The 19758-nt window shown below is 72.2% G+C and carries 13 protein-coding genes; 6 read left to right on the top strand and 7 right to left on the bottom strand.

Annotated features, from left to right (window positions below; translation table 11 throughout):
• Positions 1-76: 76 nt before the first annotated feature.
• Positions 77-2452 (bottom strand): HtaA domain-containing protein, encoded by a 2376-nt coding sequence (locus ACZ60M_RS20505; protein ID WP_465420337.1) that lies wholly within the window; start codon positions 2450-2452, stop codon positions 77-79.
• Between the two features lie 76 nt (positions 2453-2528).
• Positions 2529-3014: a neocarzinostatin apoprotein domain-containing protein gene (locus tag ACZ60M_RS20500; RefSeq protein WP_465420335.1), complete on the bottom strand. Its 486-nt coding sequence runs from the start codon at positions 3012-3014 to the stop codon at positions 2529-2531.
• Positions 3015-3450: 436 nt separating this feature from the next.
• On the opposite strand from ACZ60M_RS20500, the gene ACZ60M_RS20495 reads away from it, so the two are divergent.
• The 4 genes from ACZ60M_RS20495 (at position 3451) to ACZ60M_RS20480 (ending at position 9548) form a co-directional block, all read left to right on the top strand.
• Positions 3451-5646: an MMPL family transporter gene (locus ACZ60M_RS20495; protein ID WP_465420333.1), complete on the top strand. Its 2196-nt coding sequence runs from the start codon at positions 3451-3453 to the stop codon at positions 5644-5646.
• Positions 5643-6875: a sensor histidine kinase gene (locus tag ACZ60M_RS20490; protein WP_465420331.1), complete on the top strand. Its 1233-nt coding sequence runs from the start codon at positions 5643-5645 to the stop codon at positions 6873-6875. The genes ACZ60M_RS20495 and ACZ60M_RS20490 overlap by 4 nt, the downstream gene beginning before the upstream one ends.
• Positions 6872-7543, top strand: coding sequence for a response regulator (locus tag ACZ60M_RS20485; RefSeq protein ID WP_465420329.1), 672 nt, complete (start codon positions 6872-6874; stop codon positions 7541-7543). The genes ACZ60M_RS20490 and ACZ60M_RS20485 overlap by 4 nt, the downstream gene beginning before the upstream one ends.
• Before the next feature lie 115 nt (positions 7544-7658).
• Positions 7659-9548: a helix-turn-helix domain-containing protein gene (locus ACZ60M_RS20480; RefSeq protein WP_465420327.1), complete on the top strand. Its 1890-nt coding sequence runs from the start codon at positions 7659-7661 to the stop codon at positions 9546-9548.
• A gap of 1 nt (position 9549) precedes the next feature.
• Here the strand turns inward: ACZ60M_RS20480 and ACZ60M_RS20475 are convergent, their stop codons facing one another.
• Positions 9550-10719, bottom strand: coding sequence for an acetyl-CoA C-acyltransferase (locus ACZ60M_RS20475; protein ID WP_465420325.1), 1170 nt, complete (start codon positions 10717-10719; stop codon positions 9550-9552).
• A 171-nt stretch (positions 10720-10890) separates the two neighbouring features.
• Here ACZ60M_RS20475 and ACZ60M_RS20470 point away from each other — a divergent pair, with 171 nt between their 5' ends.
• Together ACZ60M_RS20470 and ACZ60M_RS20465 are read left to right on the top strand one after the other, a co-directional pair.
• Complete coding sequence (locus ACZ60M_RS20470) at positions 10891-12801, top strand: acetoacetate--CoA ligase (protein WP_465420323.1); 1911 nt, start codon at positions 10891-10893, stop codon at positions 12799-12801.
• 67 nt (positions 12802-12868) lie between these two features.
• Positions 12869-16099, top strand: a complete 3231-nt coding sequence (locus ACZ60M_RS20465) for a DUF4132 domain-containing protein (RefSeq protein WP_465420321.1) — start codon at positions 12869-12871, stop codon at positions 16097-16099.
• 4 nt (positions 16100-16103) lie between these two features.
• Here the strand turns inward: ACZ60M_RS20465 and ACZ60M_RS20460 are convergent, their stop codons facing one another.
• The 4 genes from ACZ60M_RS20460 to ligD (ACZ60M_RS20445) form a co-directional block, all read right to left on the bottom strand.
• Positions 16104-16736 (bottom strand): NADPH-dependent F420 reductase, encoded by a 633-nt coding sequence (locus tag ACZ60M_RS20460; RefSeq protein ID WP_465420319.1) that lies wholly within the window; start codon positions 16734-16736, stop codon positions 16104-16106.
• Positions 16736-17776, bottom strand: coding sequence for an LLM class flavin-dependent oxidoreductase (locus ACZ60M_RS20455; protein WP_465420317.1), 1041 nt, complete (start codon positions 17774-17776; stop codon positions 16736-16738). Before ACZ60M_RS20455 ends, ACZ60M_RS20460 begins: the two co-directional genes overlap by 1 nt.
• A gap of 79 nt (positions 17777-17855) precedes the next feature.
• Positions 17856-18773, bottom strand: coding sequence for a non-homologous end-joining DNA ligase (gene ligD / locus ACZ60M_RS20450; protein WP_465420315.1), 918 nt, complete (start codon positions 18771-18773; stop codon positions 17856-17858).
• Positions 18773-19717, bottom strand: a complete 945-nt coding sequence (gene ligD / locus ACZ60M_RS20445; protein ID WP_465420313.1) for a non-homologous end-joining DNA ligase — start codon at positions 19715-19717, stop codon at positions 18773-18775. Before ligD (ACZ60M_RS20445) ends, ligD (ACZ60M_RS20450) begins: the two co-directional genes overlap by 1 nt.
• Positions 19718-19758: the final 41 nt, after the last annotated feature.

Genomic DNA, 19758 nt, shown 5'->3' with positions numbered 1-19758 from the left:
AAGCCCCCAACCAATGTTTTCGGCGGTCCCGGGACGGGAAAGGAGGAGACCCCCTCGGGGCCCGCCGCGCTCACCGTCAGCCGTTCGCGGCGCGCCGCTTCCTGGCCGCGACCGCGAGGATCACGCCGGTGCCGATCGTGCCCGCAGCCGCCGCGAGCAGCGCCGTCAGTCCCGCACCGGTGACCGGCAAGCTCGGCAGCTTGGGACCGCCGGGGTAATTCGGCACGGTTCCCGTTGTGCCCGTGCCGGTTGCGGTCGGTTCCGGCATCGGGACCGAAGGCTTCGCGTCGTCGCTCGTCGGCTCCTCCCCAGGCTCCGAAGGGCTCTCCGAGGCCGGAGTCGAGGGCTCCTGCGAGGAAGGCTCCTGCGAGGAAGGCACCTCTTCCACCGTCACCCGCAGCTCGGCCGGTTCGGTCGCGATCGCCCCGGCCGCGTTCGTGAACACGGCCCGGAACAGCCAGCCGTCGTGCGCGGCACCGATCTCGGTGCGCAGCACGGTCGCGTCCGCGCCCTCGATATCGTGGAACGCCAGGTCGTCAGGGGCCTTCGTCTGCCACCGCACCGACGCTTCCTGGTCGGCCGCCGCCTCGAACACCGCCTCGGCGGTCCCGTCGGGGCCTTCGACCGGCACGGCCGCGTCGGCCGGATGCGCGGTCACACCGGGGGAGACGGCCGCCCGGTCGAACCGGGCCGTGCCCGGGACGCTCCCGGCGTCCCGCCACGAGGTGACGACCGCGTGGTCGGCGGTCACCGCGATCGGCGCCGTGAACCCGCCGCCGCTGAGGGTGAACCGCGACCGGACCGCACCCGTCTCGTCAACGGCCGCATGCGAACCCGCGCCGTAGTTCTTGACCCACAGCAGGTCCTCGTCGAACGCCGCCGTCAACGTGGCCGAGGCGATGCCCAGGTCCCGCCGCTCCGGCTCCAGCGCAAGCACACCGTCCTCAATGGAACCGAACTGCACCGACGAGGACTTGCCCGGGTCGCTCCGCACGACCGCGACCCGCTCGCCGGAGACGGCCAGCGCCACCGGCGACAGGTTCCCGACCTCGGCCGCAGGGCGGTTCGTGCCGCTGCCCGCGACCTCCTCGACCACGAGCTGCCCGTCAATGAACTTGAGCCGCAGCATCGTCGGGTCGTAGAGCGCCTGGTTGGCGGCGTTCCGCGCGAGCTTCCTGGCCAGCAGGAGCGAGCCGTCGCCGAGCGGCACGAACGCGCTGGCGCCCGCCTCGCTGTAGTACGCGTTGTAGTTCCAGCCCGCGACCTGCGGCAGCGCGTACTCGCTTCGGGCCCAACCGGTCTCGTCGCGCTGCCACGCGTACAGGTACTGGACGCCGCCGGTCCGCACCCGCAGGTACAGCCGCGAGGCCGCCGGGTCCCACACCAGCGCGCCGCCGAGGACGGCGTCCGCCGGGAGCGAGTCGACCTTCTGCGGCGCATAGGTTTCCGCATCCGGCTGCCACGTGAGCGCCCACATTTCCGGCGTGGTCCCGGTGGCCGCCGTGTACAGGGTCGCGCTCGCGGGGTCGAATGCGGCGAGCGAGGCGCCGGCGGTGAGGCCGGTCCCGAAGGCCCCGCTGTCGCCGACCGGCTGGAGCGTGTCGGCGTCGAGGGCCTTGGCGAAGGCCGTCCAGGTCGGCGGGATCTCGTTCACGGCGTGCACGATCCCGTTGGCCTCGTCGGGGAACAGGTAGTTCGCCTTCGCCCAGGACCCGGTGTCGGTGAGGGCCGCGGTCTGTTCCATGAGGACGGTGCCAGGTTCGGTCCACTCCTCGTCGAAGTCCGGCAGCCCGCCGGGGCCTTCGTAGGCCATGGTGACCGGGTCCATGACGGCCCCGGCCTGGTACGAGCCGAAGACGGGAACGCCTGCGGGGTCGAGGAAGGCGGGCACGGCGTCCCAGGCGGTCGTCCCATTGCCGGTGTCGGGGGTGACGCCGCGCAGGTCGAGGTCGACGAGGTCGACCACCCCGAGGTCGTCTATCGGCGGGACGTCGTCGCCGGTGCCGAGCGGGCGCTGGTGGACGTGCGCGGAGAGCGTCTGGCGCTCCTTGTCGATGACGAGCCGCACGTCGCTCAAGGTGAGGTCGAGGGCGCAGTCCTCGGGGGTGCCGTTCGGGTAGTGGCCGCAGTGGCCGACGTATCGCACCGTGCCTCCGAAGTGGAGGACGGTGGCGCCGGTCGCCTCGTCGAAGGTGCCGTCGGCCAGAGGGAACGTGATGATCCCGGCCGCGTCGGCGGTCGCGCCATCGGCCGTGGCCATGTTCTCGGGGCCGACGTAGGTGCGCCAGGACTGGCGCAGGCCCCACGTGAGGGAGCCGGTGCCGACGGCCGCCGGTTCGGCCTCGGCCGGGGCGGTGGCCAGGAGCAGCGGGGCGGCGAGCGCGGCGATGAGGGCCGGGATGGCAGCGGCACGGCGCAGGCGCCGGAACCGTTGGGCGGTGGTCGCTTTCATCTTGGTGCCGTTCAGAGGAGACGGGCGGGGCCCGGCCCGCGGGAGTGCTCGCGGGCCGGGCGGTGGGGGTGTTTCGCTAGAACTGCAGGTCGACGCTGTCGAAACCGACAGGGGCGCCCGCGGGCGGCCAGGAGGTGTACTCCGAGACCTGGATCTGGCACACGTCGGCGTAGCAGTCGGTGGTCGCCTGGGTCGGCGGGAGGCCGGAGAAGCTGGAGTTCGTGTAGGTGTCGTCCACCTTCACCGTGGCCGACCAGGTCCCGCTGGAGTTGACCTGGATCGGGTACTGGCTGCCCGCGGCGTTGCAGTCCGACGCGTTGTAGCCGCCCGAGGTGAAGTCGCACTGCGCGACGGCGACGAAGTTGCCGGGGGTGCCGGTGCCGGTGAGGGTGACGTTCTGGTCGTCGACCACCGAGAGCGGGGAGCCGGGGGTGGTGATGACGGTGGCGGCGTTGGCGGGGGTCGCGGCGCCGAGGACCAGGGCGGCCGCGGCGGCCGCGCTGAAGGCCCAGCCGGCGGCGCGGCGGTAGCGGGGGTTACGGGTGTCATGACGGAATGCCATGCGCTCCACTCTCTTCTATACAGTGGAGTCGGCCTTGCGGCCTCGTCCTCATCTGATGGGCCGGACGGCGGGTGCCGTCCGGTGGCGGAGCCGCGAGGCGGCCGGGGCGAGGTCTGTGGAAAGTGCTCGCCCCGGCGCTTCGAACCGTCGACTGCCAGGCCTCCGTTCGACTCCGGGCGCCTACCGTCCGCAGGGGACTGTGCGGGCGCCCAGGAAGACCATAGCGGCATCCGCATATTTAGGCAAGCCTTACCTAAGATTCCGATCCTGTGATGCGCAATGTGATTACGCCGCTGCGGAACGTGTCGGACTCGACCTGGCGGCGCACCCGCTGTACAGCGGATGCGGTACACCGGACGCCGCGCTGAGCCGACGCCGCCGAGCCCTCGCGGACGAAGACTTGAGACCTCCCACTGACCTTCAGAGAGGCCTGCTCATGTCTGCAATTGCCCGCTGGTGCTACCGGCGGCGGCGAACGGTCCTGACCGGCTGGATCGTCCTCCTCATCGGCCTCGCCGCCGCCGCGCTCAGCGCCGGTTCCGCGTTCACCGACGTCGCCGAGCTGCCCGACAGCGAGTCGTCCCAGGCGTACGCGCTCCTCGCCGAGGCCGGAGGCGGCACCGGCACCGAGAACGGCACCATCGTCTGGCGCACCGAGGACGCGGCGATCGACGACCCCGCCGTCCAAGCCGAAGTCGCATCGATGCTCGAAGCCGTCGCCGCCGAACCCGGCGTCGCGGCCGTCGTCAGCCCCTACGAAGCCGGGGCTGAAGCCCAGGTCAACACCGAAGAGAACACCGCCTACGCCACCGTCGCCCTCACCGAGGACGCCGACATCGACGCGATCCGCGCGACCGCCGAAGACCTCGGCGGCTCCTACGAGGTCGGGCTCGGCGGCCAGGCCTTCACCGAACTCCCCGAACCCTCCCAAGGCACCGAGATCGTCGGCGTCCTCGCCGCGTTCGTGCTCATGTTCCTGGTGTTCCGGTCCGTCTGGGCCTCCGTGCTGCCGATCATCACCGGCGTCGTCGGCGTCGGCGCCTCGCTCCTGACCGTCATGCTCGGCGCGCACCTCGTCGACCTCTCCGCCACCTCGCTGACCATGGGCGCGCTCATCGGCCTCGGCGTCGGCATCGACTACGCGCTCTTCATCGTCAACCGCTACCGCAAGGCCCTCATGGCAGGCGCCACGGTCCCCGATGCGATCGCCAAGTCGCTCAACACCTCCGGCCGCGCCGTCGTCTTCGCCGGACTCACCGTCGTCATCGCGCTGCTCGGCATGGTCGTCGTCAATCTCGGGGTGCTCACCGGCATGGCCCAGGCCGCCGCCGTCACCGTGCTCTTCACCGTCGCCGCCGCACTCACCCTGCTCCCGGCCCTGCTCGGCATGATCGGCCACCGCGCCCTGTCCAGACGCCAGCGCGCCCGCCTCCGCACCTACGGCAGCGCCGAAGCAGCCCCGCCCATCGTGGCCTCCGCCTGGGCCCGGATCGTCGGCTGGGCGCCGCGCGGCATCGCCGTCACCGGCCTGATCGTCCTCATCGCGCTGGCCGTTCCGGCCCTGAGCATGCGCGTGGGCAACTCGGACGCGAGCAGCGACCCGGCCGGGTCGCACGGCCGCGAGTACTTCGACCTGATGTCCCCGGCCTTCGGCGAGGGCTTCGACGCCACACTCGTCGTGGTCGCCGAGACCCCGGACGCGGCTTCGGCGGCGGCGTTCGACGCGCTGGTCGCCGACATGAGCGGCGTCGAGAACGTGGCGGCGGTGTCGGCCGCGCCGGTCCAGCCGGGGCAGACCGTCGCGGTCGCCGCGGTGACGCCGGAGACGAGCGCCCAGACCGAGGAGACGCAGCACCTGGTCGAGGCCTTGCGCGGCGAGGTCATCCCCGCTGCCGAATCCGGGACTTCGCTCGAGGTGTACGTCGGCGGCGAGGCCGCCACGAACCTCGACATCGGCAACGCCCTGATGGACCGGCTGCCGCTGTACCTCGGCCTGGTCGCCGTGCTCGGGTTCCTGCTGCTGGCCGTCGCGTTCAGGAGCATCCTGGTGCCGCTGATCGGCGCCTTGACCAACCTCGCGACCATCGCCGTCGGCCTGGGCGCGATCACCGCGATCTTCCAGTTCGGCTGGGGCTCAGAGCTGCTGCAGGTCGGCACGGGCGCGCCGGTGATGTACATCGTGCCGGTCGTCGTGGTCGGCGTCCTGTTCGGACTCTCGATGGACTACCAGGTGTTCCTGGTCAGCCGGATGCACGAGGAGTGGGGCCGCACGAAGGAGCACCACGGCTCCGTCGCAGTCGGGATGCGCGAGACCGGGCAGGTCATCGCCGTGGCCGCCGCGATCATGCTGTGCGTGTTCGCCTCGTTCGGGTTCTCCGGCGAGCGGATCGTCTCGGCGATCGGCATAGGCCTGGCGATCGCGGTCCTGGTCGACGCGTTCGTGGTGCGACTCGCGCTGGTCCCTGCGCTCATGCACCTGATCGGGCCCCGCACCTGGTCGTACCCTGGGTGGGCCGAACGCATCACGCCGCACCTGTCGGTCGAGGGCGCGCCCGAGCCGGGCCGCGCCGAGGCCGAGCGGCCGTTCGCCGCGGCCGGCGCCTACCGCGGCCGCCATGAGGAGACCAGATGACCGCACGCTCGGGCCTCGCCCGGCTGGCACGCTCCATCGCCGGGGCGGGACGCACTGCGCGTCCCGCCCCGGCGGGCCGTGCGCTCACCTTCGGGGTGCTGGCGCTGATGCTGGTGACCGCGTCGCTGAGGACCGGCGTGTTCGCGCTGCCCGGCCCGGACCTGGTCGCGATCACAGTGGCGGCCTGGCTGCCGCTGCTGCTCCGCGAGCGCTGGCCCCTGCCGGTGCTCGCGGCCACCGTCGCCGTCGAGGCCGTGCACCTGGTGTTCTTTGTCGACACGGCTTCGGTGGAGTTCATATCGATCGGTGCCTACCAGCCGGTGCCGTTGGCCACGATGACGGCGGCGTTCACCGTCGCCTCGCGGCTGCCGTGGCGCATCGGCTGGACGGCCGGGGGATCGGCCGGGGCCGTGCTGTTCCTCGTGGGGATCTTCAGCCAGTCGGGCCCGATCCTCACCACCGACCTGGCGGTGGTGAACCTCGTGTTCATCGCAACCGCAATCGGGGCGGCGGTCTACGGCCGCACCGAACGGCTCGAACGCGAAGCGGCCGAACGCGAGAACGACAAGCGCGAAGCCGTCGTGGCCGAGCGGATGCGCATCGCCCGCGAACTCCACGACGTGCTCGCCCACAACCTGACGCTGGTGAACGCGCAGGCCGGGGTCGCCGACTACCTCCTGCGCACCGACCCCGCCGCGGCGGCGACCGCGTTGCGCGACATCACGAAGCACACCGGCAACGCGATCGACGAGCTGCGCGCGACCGTGGGGCTCCTGCGCTACGGCGACGAAGGGCCCGAGGACCGGCCGGAGGCGGCGCTGCGGCCGGTGCCGGGGCTCGACCGGCTCGATGAGCTGCTGGCCTCGTTCCGGGGCACGGGCGCGTCGATCGGGGTTGTCGAGACCGGGACGGCCGTGCAGTTGGGCCAGCAGGCCGACTTCGCCGCGTACCGGATCGTCCAGGAGGCGCTGACGAACGCGGCCAAGCACGCCCCCGAAGCGCCCGTCACCGTCCACTTCGACTGGTCAGTGCACCGGCTCGACCTGCGCGTCACCAACCCCGCCGGGACCACCGGCGCACCGCCTACCGCCGGGACCGGGCACGGCCTCATCGGCATGCGCGAGCGCGTCGAGGCCGCGGGCGGCACCCTGACCGCCGAGCGCCTGCCGGGGGAGTGGTTCGAGGTCCACGCCATGCTTCCCATCGCCGAGAAAGGCACCGACACATGACGATCCGGGTCATCCTCGCCGACGACCAGGCACTGCTGCGCGCCACGTTCAAGCTCCTCCTCGACTCCACTGAGGACATCGAGGTGGTCGGCGACGCCGCGACGGGCGCCGAGGCGGTCGATATCGCGGGCCGCCTGCGGCCGGACCTGATCGTGATGGACCTGCGCATGCCCGACATGGACGGCATCGAGGCGACCGCGCGCATCACCGCCGACGAACGCCTCGCCGACGTGAAGATCCTGGTCCTCACCACCTTCGAGACCGACGACCTGATCCTCGCCGCGCTGCGGGCCGGGGCCTCGGGCTTCCTCGGCAAGGGCGCCGACCCCGAGACCCTGATCGCCGCGATCCGCACGGTCGCCGCGGGCGAGCGCCTGCTGTCCCCGAAGGCCACCAGCGCCCTCATCGAACGCCTCGTCGCCGACCCGGAACCGGTGGCGGCCAAACACATCCCCGGCATCGAGGACCTGACCGACCGCGAACGGGAGATCACCGTCCTCGTCGCCGCCGGGCTCTCCAACGCCGAGATCGGCGACCGCCTCTTCATCAGCCCGGCCACCGTGAAGACCCACGTCAACCGCGCCCAGGCCAAGACCCGCGCCCGCGACCGGGCCCAGCTCGTCGTCTTCGCCTACGAATCCGGCCTCGTCCGCTCCGGCGGGTCCTGACCAGCGCCAGAGCGACCGACTCGTAACACCTGGCCGCGGGCCCCTCCATCGACCTAGACTCGGCCCTGCGGCGGACCCGCAGGGCCGAGCCGCAATCTGACGAAGGAGTCAACCCGTGCCCGCCGACCAGCCGTCCCCCGCCACCGCGGCCCTGGGACGGCTGTTCGCGCTCCTCGCCGCCGACGCCTCCGAAGACCAGCTCGACGAACCCGCCCGCGACCTCCAAGGCGCCTCCGCCGCCGACCGCGCCGCGGTCGCCGAGGCCACGGCCGTGGCCCGCACGATCCGGCGTACCCTCGTGCAGCGCCGCCGCCGCGAAGCCGAACTCGCGGCCCTGTTCGACACCGCGGGCGACCTCGCGGCGCTGCGGAACCTCGACTCCGTCCTGCGCGCCATCGTCCGCCGCGCCAAGACCCTCCTCAACGTCGACGTCTCCTACCTGAGCCTCCAGGACCCCGCCGCAGGCGACACCTACATGCGGGTCACCGACGGCTCGGTCTCCGCGAAGTTCCAGCGCCTCCGCATCGGCCTAGGCGAAGGCCTCGGCGGGCTCGTCGCCGAGACCGCACTGCCCTACGCCTGCCCCGACTACCGGCACGACACCGTCTTCCACCACACCGGCCCCATCGACGAGGCCGTCACCGAAGAAGGCGTGCGCGGCATCGTCGGCGTCCCGCTCCGCGTCGGCGAAACGGTGATCGGCGTGCTCTTCGCCGCCGACCGCACCCCGCGCGACTTCACCCCCGACGACGTCGCCATGCTCGTCTCCCTCGCCAACCACGCCGCCGTCGCCATCGAGAGCGTCCGCCAGCTCGAAGAGACCCGCGAGACCCTGCGCGACCTGCGCGAAGCCGCCGAGACCTCCGCCCGGCTCAACCGGATGCTCCGCCGCGCCGAAGCCGCCCACGACCAGCTGACCGGGCTCGTCCTGCGCGGCGGCGACGTCGCCGACCTCGCCGCCGAAGCGGCCGGGCTCTTCGGCGGCCCCATCGGCATCTACGACGCCGCCGGAGCCGAACTCGCCCGCTCCGGAACCGGCCCGGTCCGCTTCGCCGCCACCGGCGTCGACGACTCCCAGTCCGGCCGCGGCGCCGTCCTCACCGACGGCATGTGGGTGTGCGCGGCCATGGCCGGACCGGAACGCCTCGGCGGCATCGTCCTCGGCGGCCGCGCCGACCTCAGCGGCGAGGACAAGCGCCTGTTCGAACGCACGGCGCTCGTCACCGCCCTACTCCTACTGCTCCGCCGATCCGTCGCCGACGCCGAAGACCGCGTGCGCGGCGAACTCCTCGACGACCTCCTCACCGAATCCGCCCGCCGCAACGGCTCCAGCCTCGCCCTGCGCGCCGGGAAACTCGACGTCGACCTCCACCGCTCGCACGCCGTCCTCACCCTCGACTGCGACGCCGCCGTCCGCCCCCGCCTCGCCTCCGAAGCGAAACGCCTGGCCCGCAGCGAACACGGCCTCGCAGGCAGCCGCGACGGCAGGCCCGTCCTCGTCCTCCCCACCGACGACCCGGGCGCGCTGGCCGACCGCCTCGCCGCCTGGTTCGAGCGCGCGGCGGGCGGGCGCATCACCGTGGCGGCCTCGGCCGCCGTCTCCGGCCCCGACCGCCTGCCCGGCGCGTACGACGAGGCCGCCCGCTGCCTCGAAGCGATGCTCACCCTCGGCCGGAAAGGCCAGGGCGCCAGCATGGAACAGCTCGGCTTCGTGGGCCTGCTCCTAGGCGAAGCGGACGGCGTCGCCGTGTTCGTGCGCCGCACCCTCGGCCCGATCCTCGACTACGACGCCAAACGCGGCACCGACCTGGTCGGCACCCTCGAGGCGTACTTCGCGTGCGGACGCAACCTCGCCAAGACCCGGACGGCACTGAACGTGCACGTCAACACCGTCTCGCAGCGGCTCGAGCGCATCGCTGCCGTCCTCGGCGAGGACTGGGCCGGACCCGAACGTTCCCTTGAGATCCAGCTCGCCCTGCGCGTCCACCGGCTCGCCGCGAACTGACCTACCTGGCGCGCAGCACCATCGCGTCGCCCTGGCCCCCGCCGCCGCACAGTCCCGCCGCGCCGACCGCACCGCTCGGCAGCCGCCGCGACAGCGTCTGCACCAGCCGGGCCCCGCTGGCCCCCAGCGGATGCCCGAGCGCGATCGCCCCGCCGCCCGGGTTGACCCGCTCCGGGTCGACGCCGAGCGCCTCGACCGACGCGAGCGCGACCGCCGCGAACGCCTCGTTGATCTCCACGACCTCCAAGTCGCCCAACGCGACCCCCGCGAGCCCGGCGGCCTTCGCGATCGCGTTCGAAGGCTGCAGCAGCAGCGAGGTGCCCGGCCCGGCGACGCTCCCGTACGACAGGATCTCCGACTCCCACTCCAGGCCCAGCTCCTCGGCCCTCGACCTCGTGGTGAGCACGAGCGCCACCGCGCCGTCGTTCATCGGCGACGAGTTCCCCGGCGTGAGCATCCCGCCCGGCGCGAACGACGACCGCAGCCCCGCCAGAACCTCCAAAGAGGACTCGCGCGGGCCCTCGTCGGCGTCCACGACCCCCTTGCGGGTCTCGACCGCGACGAGCTCCGCCGCCCGCGCCGCCGCGTCCTTGGCCGCCTTCTCCTGCGAACCCAGCGCGAACTCGTCCTGCGCGGCCCGCGTCAGACCCGCCTCGCGCGCGTCCCGCTCGGTCGCCGCACCCATCGCGATGCCCTCGTACGCATCGGTGAGCCCGTCGAACGCCGTATGGTCGAGCATGGTGACCTCGCCGTACTTGAACCCGCGCCGCGACTGCGGCAGCAGGTGCGGCGCCCGGCTCATCGACTCCATGCCGCCCGCGACGATGAACTCGCAGTCGCCCGCCCGCAGGAACCGGTCCGCGATCGCGATGGCCGTCATCCCCGACAGGCACACCTTGTTCACCGAGAGGCTCGGCACGTGCATCGGCACCCCGCCCGCGACCGCCGCCTGCCGGGCCGGGTTCTGACCCGTCCCCGCCGGGAGCACATGCCCCATGAGCACCTGCCCGACCCGCTGCGGCGCGACCCCGGCCCGCGCCAGCGCGGCCCCGATCGCGATGCCGCCCAACGCGGGCGCGCTCACCTCGGCGAGCGCGCCGTTGAACCGCCCGATCGGGGTCCGGGCGGCGGCGAGGATGACGGTGGTCTCGGTGCGGTTCACGGTTCCCATTCCCGCATAGTAGGAAAGCCGCCGCGAAATCGCCATAGACCGCGACCCCATAGTTCCGGGCCCCCTTGTGTGCGCGGGAGCCACTGCGCGAGCCTCCCGGGCCGGGCAATATTGCCTGCGACGCTACGATCTCCGGGCCGTTCGGCGGCCCGAACCAGAGGGAGGTGACCGGTGGCCAGCGATGTCCTCTGGGTTCCGAGCGGCGACGCCGCCAACATCGACCGGTTCGCCGCATGGCTGACCGCTCGCACCGGGGAGCACCTGCCCGCCTACCAGGACCTGTGGCGCTTCTCGACCGAGCACCCCGCGGCCTTCTGGGGCGCGGTCTGGGAACGCTACGGACTCGGCGGGCCCGTCCCCGAGGACCGCGTCCTCCCCGACCCCGCGATGCCCGGCGCCGCCTGGTTCCCCGACGAGCGGCTGAACTACGCCGAAGCCGTGCTCGCCGCGCCCGGCATGGCCGACACCGACATCATCGTCAAGGCCTACTCGGACACCCGCGAGACCTTCGAATGGTCCTTGGCCCGCCTGCGGACCGAGGTCGCCCGCCTCCGCACCGGCCTCCTCGACGCCGGAGTCCGACGCGGCGACCGCGTCGCCGCCTGGATGCCGAACGTGCCCGAGACGTATGCGCTCGCGCTGGCCGCCGCCGCGATCGGCGCGGTGTTCACCTCGTGCGCGCCCGAGTTCGGGGCGCGGGCCGTGATCGACCGGCTCCGCCAGGTCGAACCGTCGATCCTGTTCGTCACCGACGGATACCGCTACGGCCGCAAGGAGGTCAGCCGCGCCGAGGACATCGCGCAGGTCGTGGCCGCGCTCGACGTGCCCGTCACGGTGACCTTCCCCTATCTCGGCGACGGCACCGCGGTCGGCCAGCCCTGGGACGAGTTCGCCTCTGCTGCAGGCGGGCTCGCGTTCGAGCCCGTCCCGTTCGACCACCCGCTGTTCCTCCTGTACTCCTCGGGCACGACGGGCCTGCCGAAGGCGATCGTGCACTCCCACGGCGGGATCGCGCTGGAGCACGCGAAGATGCACGGCCTGCACCACGACCTCGGGCCCGGCGACCGGTTCTTCTGGTACTCCACCACAGGCTGGATGATGTGGAACTACCTCGCGTCCGCGCCCCTGGTCGGGGCCTCGATCGTCACCTTCGACGGCGCGCCCGATCCCGAAGGGCTCTGGCGGCTGGTCGAGGACTCCGGCGCGACCTATTTCGGCACCTCCGCGCCGTTCCTCATGGCCTGCCGCGACCGCGGCGTCGTGCCGAAGGACCTCGCGGATCTGTCACGCCTGCACGGCATCGGCTCGACCGGTGCGCCCCTGCCCGCCGCGGGCTTCGACTACGTCTACGAGTCGGTCTCCGCGACCGCGCAGCTGCAGTCCCTTTCCGGCGGCACGGACCTGTGCACCGGCTTCGTCGGCGGCGCACCCACGGTGCCGGTGCGGCGCGGTGAGCTGTCGTGCCTGTGCCTGGGCGCGAAGGTGGAGTCCTTCGACGCCGAAGGGAACCACGCGATCGGCCGCGAAGGCGAACTCGTCATCACCGCGCCCATGCCGTCGATGCCAGTGGGCCTGTGGGGAGACGAGGACGGGAAGCGCTACCGGGAGGCCTATTTCGACGCGTTCCCCGGCGTGTGGTGCCACGGCGACTGGATCACCGTCACCGAACACGGATCGGCGGTGATCTCCGGCCGCAGCGACGCGACCCTCAACCGGGGCGGCGTCCGCATGGGCACCGCCGAGTTCTACGCGGTCGTCGAGTCCGTTGCGGGCGTGGCCGACTCGCTCGTGGTGCACCTGGACGAGCAGGACCGGCTCATCGTCTTCATCGAAGCCGAGTCCGAACTGGACGACGACCTGCGGCGGATGGTCAACGCCCGCATCCGCGCCGAGCTCTCGCCGCGCCACGTTCCCGACGCGATCATCGCCGTCCCCAAGATCCCGCGCACGCTCACCGGCAAGAAGCTCGAAATCCCCGTGAAGCGCCTGCTCAACGGCGCGCCGGTAGACGAAGTGGTCGCCAAGGGCGCCCTCGCCGATCCGGCGGCACTCGACGCGTTCACCGGCATCCTGGAGCGCTAACGCGCGGAGGCAGTGTCACACCCTGGTCCTATGATCTTCAGGAACCCCGCTTCCGCGAAGGACCGAGATGACCGAACCCATTGCCGCGCAAGAAGATCAACTCATCCTGCCTGACAGCTGGGCCGCCCTGGTCCTGCCCAGGCGCGGCAACACGGTCCGCCGCCCCATTGAACTGAACCCTGAATCGCCCGCGCACATGGCCGCCCAGATCGAGGCCTCGCGCGCCGCCATCGAAACCGCCCTGGGCCTCGACGGCGGCGACCCGCGCCGCTCCGCCGCCGGGCTCGCGCACCTCAACGGCGAGCCGAACCCGGTGGGCGCGGCGGCCGTGGCCGCCCTCCTGCGCTACACCGAGCGGTACAGCGTCGTCTTCTCCTACGGCAAGGAGCGCACGCTCATGGGCCAGGAGCTGTTCGCCGCCTGGGTCATCGAGCACGGCCTGCCGTTCGCCGTCGCCGCCGCAGTCGAAGACATGTGCACCGAGATCGACTGGGAACCGGCGCGCCAGTCCGGGCACAACCTGCCCGCCATCGCCGAGAGCGGTGCGGACTCCTTCACCTGGAACCTGTGGTCCGACCCCGACGGCCCGCTGCTCCTCGCCCGCGGCCTCCTCGCCGAAGCCCCGGAAGGCGACTACCGCCTCGTCACCACCTTGGTTGCGGCCCACCGGGAAACCCCGCTCCAGCAAGCCGCCGCCGCGATCCTCCTTCCCAACGAGCTCGACTGGGTCGCCGACGCGTGCCGCGCCCGGCGCGACTTCTACGCGAACCCCCGGATCGAACTCGCGGTCTGGTCCATCGTCAGCACCGCCGAGCACCTGGGGCTGTGGATCTCCAGCCTGAGCCCCCGCTACATCAACCCCGGGACCGTCGCCGCGATCGTCGCCAACCTCGGGACCGGCGCCTTCGACCTGCTGACGGGCACGATCGAACGCGGCACGCGGGACGCCGAACTCCGGTCGCTGCTGTACGAGGCGATCGCCCTCCTGCCCGCCGACGCCGCCGCCTCCTACCTGGTCCGCCACGCCGACGAGCCCGAAGTCCTCGCCAGCCTCAAACGCGCGGCCGAACTCCACCCGCGCCACTTCGCGCGCGGCATCGCCGCTGAAGGCGCCGAGGCCCCTCCAACGGTCCGTGTCCGCATCGCGGGCATCCTCCACAATTCCGGCCACGACCTCCCCGAAGTCCTGAAGGGACTCGGCGACCTCGAACGCGCCGTGGTCGACGGCATCCTCGCCGAGGCCGCGCCGCCCGCCGCGAGTGCCGAAGACCTGCCCGCCGCGCTCCGCTCGCCCGCCTGGGCCGAACGAAAGCGCCGCCGCGCCCCCGCCCCCGTCGACGGCCTCCAAGCCCCCGAAGGCACTGAACTCGTCTGGGCCCCAGGCGAACGCGAAGCGATCCTCGTGAAGGAACCCGGATTCGCCTCCTGGGACGAGGACGCGTTCTGGGCCTCCGACAGCGACCACGGCTTCGGCCTCACCGAGCACCTGCGCGGCCGCCTCGCCCGCAGGGGCACCGCCGAAGTCCCGGCCGTGCTCGCGAAGCTCGCCACCGCCCCGAAGTACGCGAGCGCCCTCGTCCCGATCCGCAGCCGCGAGGCCGCCGCGCTCGCCGCCGACTGGTTCGCCCGCCTCAAATCCGCGCGCGCCCACGCCACGGACTGGCTCGACCGCCACCGCGAGCACGCCGTCCCCCTGCTCGTCCCCAGCGCGTTCGGCGCGGACAAGCGCCAGCGCGACGGCGGCGAGGCCGCGCTCCGCTACCTCGCCCGCCGCCTCGGCGACGACGCCCTCCTCGCGGCCGCCGAGCCCCAGGGCCCCGAAGCGCTCGCGCGCCTGCGCGAGCTCCTCGCCACCGACACCCGCATCCCCCTCGCCGCCGCATCGAAAACGGGCGAATGGGCCGACCCGCTGCTCCTCCCGCCGATCATGCTGCGCGGCAACGAACAGGCCCTGCCGACCGAGACCGTCCGGCACTTCGTCGCGGCCCTCGCGCTCTGGACGCCGCGCCTGCCGTTCCCCGGTGTCGACGACTTCGCCGAAGCCTGCGATCCGGCTTCCCTGCAACGGTTCTCGATCGCCCTGTTCGACCTGTGGATACGCTCGAACTCCCCGAGCAAGGACTCCTGGGTGGTCGACCAGCTCGGCGCGTTCGGCGGCGACGACGCCGTAGTGGCCCTCGCCCCGCGCATCCGGCAGTGGCCCGGCCAGAGCCAGACCGAGCGCGCCCTCCTCGGCCTCGAAGTCATCGCCCACATCGGCACCGACGCCGCGTTCCGGGAACTCCGCGCCCTCCACATGCTCGACAAGTTCCCCTCGGTCACCGCCCGCGCCAAGGTCCTCGCCGACCGCGTCGCCGCCGCGCGCGGCCTCGACTTCTGTCAGCTCACCGACCGGCTCGCCCCCGACCACGGCATGACCGACCCCGCGAACCTCGTCTTCGACTACGGCAAGCGGCAGTTCAGCCTCCGGTTCGACTCGCTCCTCACCCCGCAGCTCCAAGACGACGCGGGCAAGCTGCGCCCGCGCCTGCCCAAGCCCGGCCTCCGCGACGACGAGACGGTCGCCAAACCCGCGTTCCTCCGCTGGCGGACCCTCGTCAAGAAGGTCGAGGACACCGCCGACGAACGCGCGCGACTCCTTGAGGCGCAGATGCTCTCGGGCCGCGTCTTCACTCGCGACGACCTCCGCGTCCTCGACGCCCACCCGATCACCGGGGCCTTCACCCGCCGCCTCGTCTGGTTCGCGCGCGGCGCGGGCCTCCGCATCGCCGAAGACGGCGGTTTCGCCGACGTGGACGACCGCGAGTGCGACCCGGGCGACGAGATCCGCCTGGCCCACCCCGCACTCCTCGGCGACGACACCGCCGCCTGGATTCGGATCTTCGCCGACTACCTGCTCATCCAGCCGTTCGACCAGCTCTCCCGGCCGGTCCCCGTCTTCACGGCGGCAGAGCTCGACACCGGCCGCCTCACCCGCTTCGACGGCTTCCAAGGCGACTTCGGCACCCTCGGCGCCCGCTTCGGGTGGACCGAGCTCAACGGCTCACCCGAAGGCGGCGAAGGCTGGGGCTGGCACCTGCAACGTGAACTCCGCGGCGGTCACCTCCTCGCCGACGTCGACCCCGCGCCCGAGGCGTACACCCCCGACCGCGACACCGTCCACACCGTCACCAACGTTCGCCTGCAAGCGAACCGCAACCGCCACCCCGACCACGCCCAGCCACTCCCGGCACGCGACCTCGACCCCGTGACCGCAGCGGAACTCCTGGCCCGCCTCACCGGCCTCACGACCGCGTAGCGGCTCAGGCGGCGAGCAGCGTCTTCAGTTCGGGCGCTTCGACGTTCGCGCCGAACACGGGCGTGCCCGGCTCCATGCGGGCGCCCTCGGCGAGGGGACCGGCGATGACGGGATCGAATCCCAAGGCGTCGACCAGGTCCGCGACGGCGGCGAGGTCGGCGTCGTCGTCCCCGGCGATCGCGATGGCCTTGCGGCCCGGCGCACCGGAAGGGCGGGCGCCGTCCTCGAGATCGTGGTAGCCCATGTGGTTGAAGGCCTTGACGAAACGATCGACCGCGAGGTGCTTGCGCAGGAACTCGCTGGAGGACACGCCGGGGTCGAGGACGCGTTCGCGCGGGCCGTCGACCTCCCACCAGTGGTTCATGGCGTCGACGACGAGCTTGCCGCCGAGGCTGGCGGCCGGGATCGTCCGGTACTTGCCGAGCGGGAGCGCGAGGACCACGAGGTCCGCGCGCTCGGCGGCCTCGGCGGCCCGGACCGCTTCGGCGCCGGGCGTGAGGACTTCGACGGTGAGGGCGATCTTCTGCGGATCGCCCGAACCGGCGACGAGCACCTGGTGGCCGGCCTTGAGCGCGAGCCGGGCCAGGACGGTCCCGACCTTGCCCGCGCCGAGGATGCCGATCGTCTTGGCGTCCATCAGGACTCCTCGGCGAGGAGTTCGCGGACGAGCGGGATCACCTTGGTGCCGTAGAGCTCCACGGCACGGAGCCGGTCGCTGGCCTTGACCGAGCCGCCCGCGGAGTAGATGAGGTCGAAGCGGCCGACGTCGAGCCCGCGGATGGCCTTGGCGACCTTGCGGGCCACCGTCTCGGGCGATCCGATGTAGAGCGATCCGTGCTCGATCTCGTGCTCGTACTCGTCGCGGCGGACCGGCTGCCAGCCGCGCAGCTTGCCGATGCGGTCGCGGACCTCCTTGTAGCCGGGCCAGAACAGCTCCTTGGCCTGCTCGTCGGTGTCGGCGATGAAACCGGGGGAGTGGAGCCCGACCGGGTAGGCGGTCGTGCCGAGCTGCGCGGTCGCGCGCCGGTAGAGGTCGACGTAGGGCGCGAACCGCTCGGGCGCGCCGCCGATGACGGCGAGCATGAGCCGGAACCCGTACTGGGCGGTGCGCACGACCGACTGCGGCGACCCGCCGACGCCGACCCAGGTGCGCAGGCGCCCGGACTCGGTCTTGGGAAACACGTCCTGGTCGACGAGCGGGGCGCGCTGGGTGCCCTTCCAGGTCACTGGCTCCTCGTCGAGGAGCTTGTGGAAGAGGTCGATCTTCTCCTCGAAGAGCGCGTCGTAGTCGGCGAGGTCGTACCCGAACAGCGGGAACGACTCGGTGAACGAGCCGCGGCCGAGGATGATCTCGGCGCGCCCGTTCGAGAGCGCGTCGACCGTGGCGAACCGCTGGAAGACCCGGACGGGGTCGTCGGAGCTGAGCACGGTCACGCCCGAGGAGAGCCTGATGCGCGAGGTGCGCGTGGCGATGCCTGCGAGGACGGTTTCGGGCGTGGAGATCGCGAACTCGGGGCGGTGGTGCTCGCCGAGGGCGATGACGTCGATGCCGGTCTGGTCGGCCAGGACCGCTTCGTCGACGGTGGCGCGGATGGCCTGGGCGAATGTGGTGATGTTGCCCTGGTCGTCGCGGGGCAGGTCGCCGAAGGTGTCGATGCCGAACTCGATGTCGTTCATGTCTGCAATCGTAGGAACGTCTAGATGATACGTCAACTAAATGGTGCCGAGTGTGACGGACGACCGCCGCGGTACTGCCTCAATGTCCGTTTTCCAGGGCGTCCAGGCGTTCCCGGGCGGCGGCCGGGGCGGCGGCGTGGGCGTCCATGTCCGCCCAAGGGTCGGCCTTGCGGGCCAGGCGCCTGCTGATCGAGTCCGCGGTGTAGCCGTTCGGGGTGGAGCGGCCGAGCTCGCTCCAGTCGAGCGGGGTCGCGACGGCCGCGCCGGGCCGGGCGCGCAGCGAGTAGGGCGCGACGAAGGTCTGGCCGTGGCCGTTGCGGTTGACGTCGAGGAAGATCCGGTCGCCGCGTTTGTTCTTGCGCTGCGCGGTGGTGAGCCGGTCGGGATCGGCGTCGGCGAGGCGGTCGGCGAGGTCGCCCGCGAGGCCGCGCACGGACGCGAAGTCGGCCGAGCGGTCGAGCGGCGCGACGACGTGGTACCCGCGCCCGCCCGTGGCCTGCAGATACGGCGTCAGCCCGACCTCGCGGTAGAGGTCGCGGGCGCGCCGCGCGACCGAGTGGAGCTCGGCGACCGGGACCTCCCCGGGCGGGTCGATGTCGACCACGAGCCGGTCGGGGCGCTCGATGTCGTCGGTCGTGGCGGTCCAGATGTGGAACTCGATGGCGAGCAGGTTCGCCAGGTACAGGAGCGTCGCGGCGTCGTCGCACACCACGTACTGGACGTTCCCCTCTGAGCGGCGCAGCGGGACCTCGACGGTGCGCACCCATTCGGGCACGCGGCCCTGCGGGTGCTTCTGGAAGAACCCGTCGGACCCGATCCCGTGCGGGAAGCGCAGCAGTGTGAGCGGCCGCCCGGCCAGGTGGGGGACCATCGCTTCGGCCACGGTGGCGTAGTGGAGGAGCATGTCGCCCTTGCTGACGTGGTCCTCGGGGAACAGCTCCTTGTCGATGCTGGTCACGTTGATGTCGTGGTCGGCGACGTGCAGTGTCGGTGCCATCAGCTCGTCTCCTTGACGACGTCGCGGGCCGGTTTGTCGGTGCGCTCGCCCCGGTAGCGCGGGTGGCGCAGCATCCCGTCGGGGGTCCATTCGCTGAACCCGACCTCGACGACGGGCTCGGGGCGAATCCAGTGGGCGCCTTTCTCGCGCACGGGGTCGGCGAACGGGTTCTCGTGCTGCGCCAAGGCATCCATGCGCTTGCGCAAGTCCCGTAGCGTCCGCTCGTCGTACCCGGTCCCCACTTTCCCCGCGTACCGCAGCGTCCCGCCCCGGTCGTGGTACCCGACGAGCAGCGCCCCGAACCCGGCCCGCGTGCCCTGCGGGTCGGTGAAGCCGCCGACCACGAACTCCTGGTCGCGCACGCACTTGAACTTGAGCCAGTCCTTCGACCTGCCCGACCGGTACCGCGAGTCCGCGCGCTTGGCGATGACCCCTTCCCAGCCCTTCTCGCAGGCCTGCGCGAAGTACGCCTCGCCGTCGGCGTTGCGGTGCACGGAGAACCGCAGCGGGTCGCGGAACGCGAACGCGCGCCGCAGGAGCTGTTTGCGGTCCCGCAGCGGCAGCCCCGCGAGGTCGACGTCCGCATAGGACAAAAGGTCGAACAGGTAGTAGTAGACGCCGACGCCCGTGGCGGCGATGCGCTCGGCGCCGGTGAGGTGCATGCGGGCCTGGAGGCGCGCGAAGCTCATCGTCTTCCCGTCGAACGCGACGATCTCGCCGTCGGCGGTGAACGCGGGGGCGCCTTGCGCGTCGAGCGCGGCCACGAGTTCGGGGAACTGCTCGGCGAGCCGGTTCCCGTTGCGCGACCACAGCTCCGTGCTGCCGCCGTCCCTCACGGCCAGGGCCCGCATGCCGTCGAGCTTGCGTTCGAACAGCCATCCGGCGCCTGAGAAGCGGCGCTCGGTGAGCGTCGCGAGCATGGGCTCCCGGAAACCGGTCGGCATGCCTCGAAGGTACCCAACTCACGAGCAAATATCACGTATTG

It is taken from the genome of Glycomyces sp. NPDC050141, from assembly GCF_055586545.1.
Note: the sequence above shows the minus strand (reverse complement) of the source record. Positions and strands in the feature narration are given on the sequence as shown.

Coding starts and splice junctions, on each gene's coding strand:
- ACZ60M_RS20505 (WP_465420337.1), bottom strand. CDS start 2,452: ATGAAAGCGACCACCGCCCAACGGTTCCGGCGCCTGCGCCGTGCCGCT.
- ACZ60M_RS20500 (WP_465420335.1), bottom strand. CDS start 3,014: ATGGCATTCCGTCATGACACCCGTAACCCCCGCTACCGCCGCGCCGCC.
- ACZ60M_RS20495 (WP_465420333.1), top strand. CDS start 3,451: ATGTCTGCAATTGCCCGCTGGTGCTACCGGCGGCGGCGAACGGTCCTG.
- ACZ60M_RS20490 (WP_465420331.1), top strand. CDS start 5,643: ATGACCGCACGCTCGGGCCTCGCCCGGCTGGCACGCTCCATCGCCGGG.
- ACZ60M_RS20485 (WP_465420329.1), top strand. CDS start 6,872: ATGACGATCCGGGTCATCCTCGCCGACGACCAGGCACTGCTGCGCGCC.
- ACZ60M_RS20475 (WP_465420325.1), bottom strand. CDS start 10,719: ATGGGAACCGTGAACCGCACCGAGACCACCGTCATCCTCGCCGCCGCC.
- ACZ60M_RS20465 (WP_465420321.1), top strand. CDS start 12,869: ATGACCGAACCCATTGCCGCGCAAGAAGATCAACTCATCCTGCCTGAC.
- ACZ60M_RS20460 (WP_465420319.1), bottom strand. CDS start 16,736: ATGGACGCCAAGACGATCGGCATCCTCGGCGCGGGCAAGGTCGGGACC.
- ACZ60M_RS20455 (WP_465420317.1), bottom strand. CDS start 17,776: ATGAACGACATCGAGTTCGGCATCGACACCTTCGGCGACCTGCCCCGC.
- ligD (WP_465420315.1), bottom strand. CDS start 18,773: ATGGCACCGACACTGCACGTCGCCGACCACGACATCAACGTGACCAGC.
- ligD (WP_465420313.1), bottom strand. CDS start 19,717: ATGCCGACCGGTTTCCGGGAGCCCATGCTCGCGACGCTCACCGAGCGC.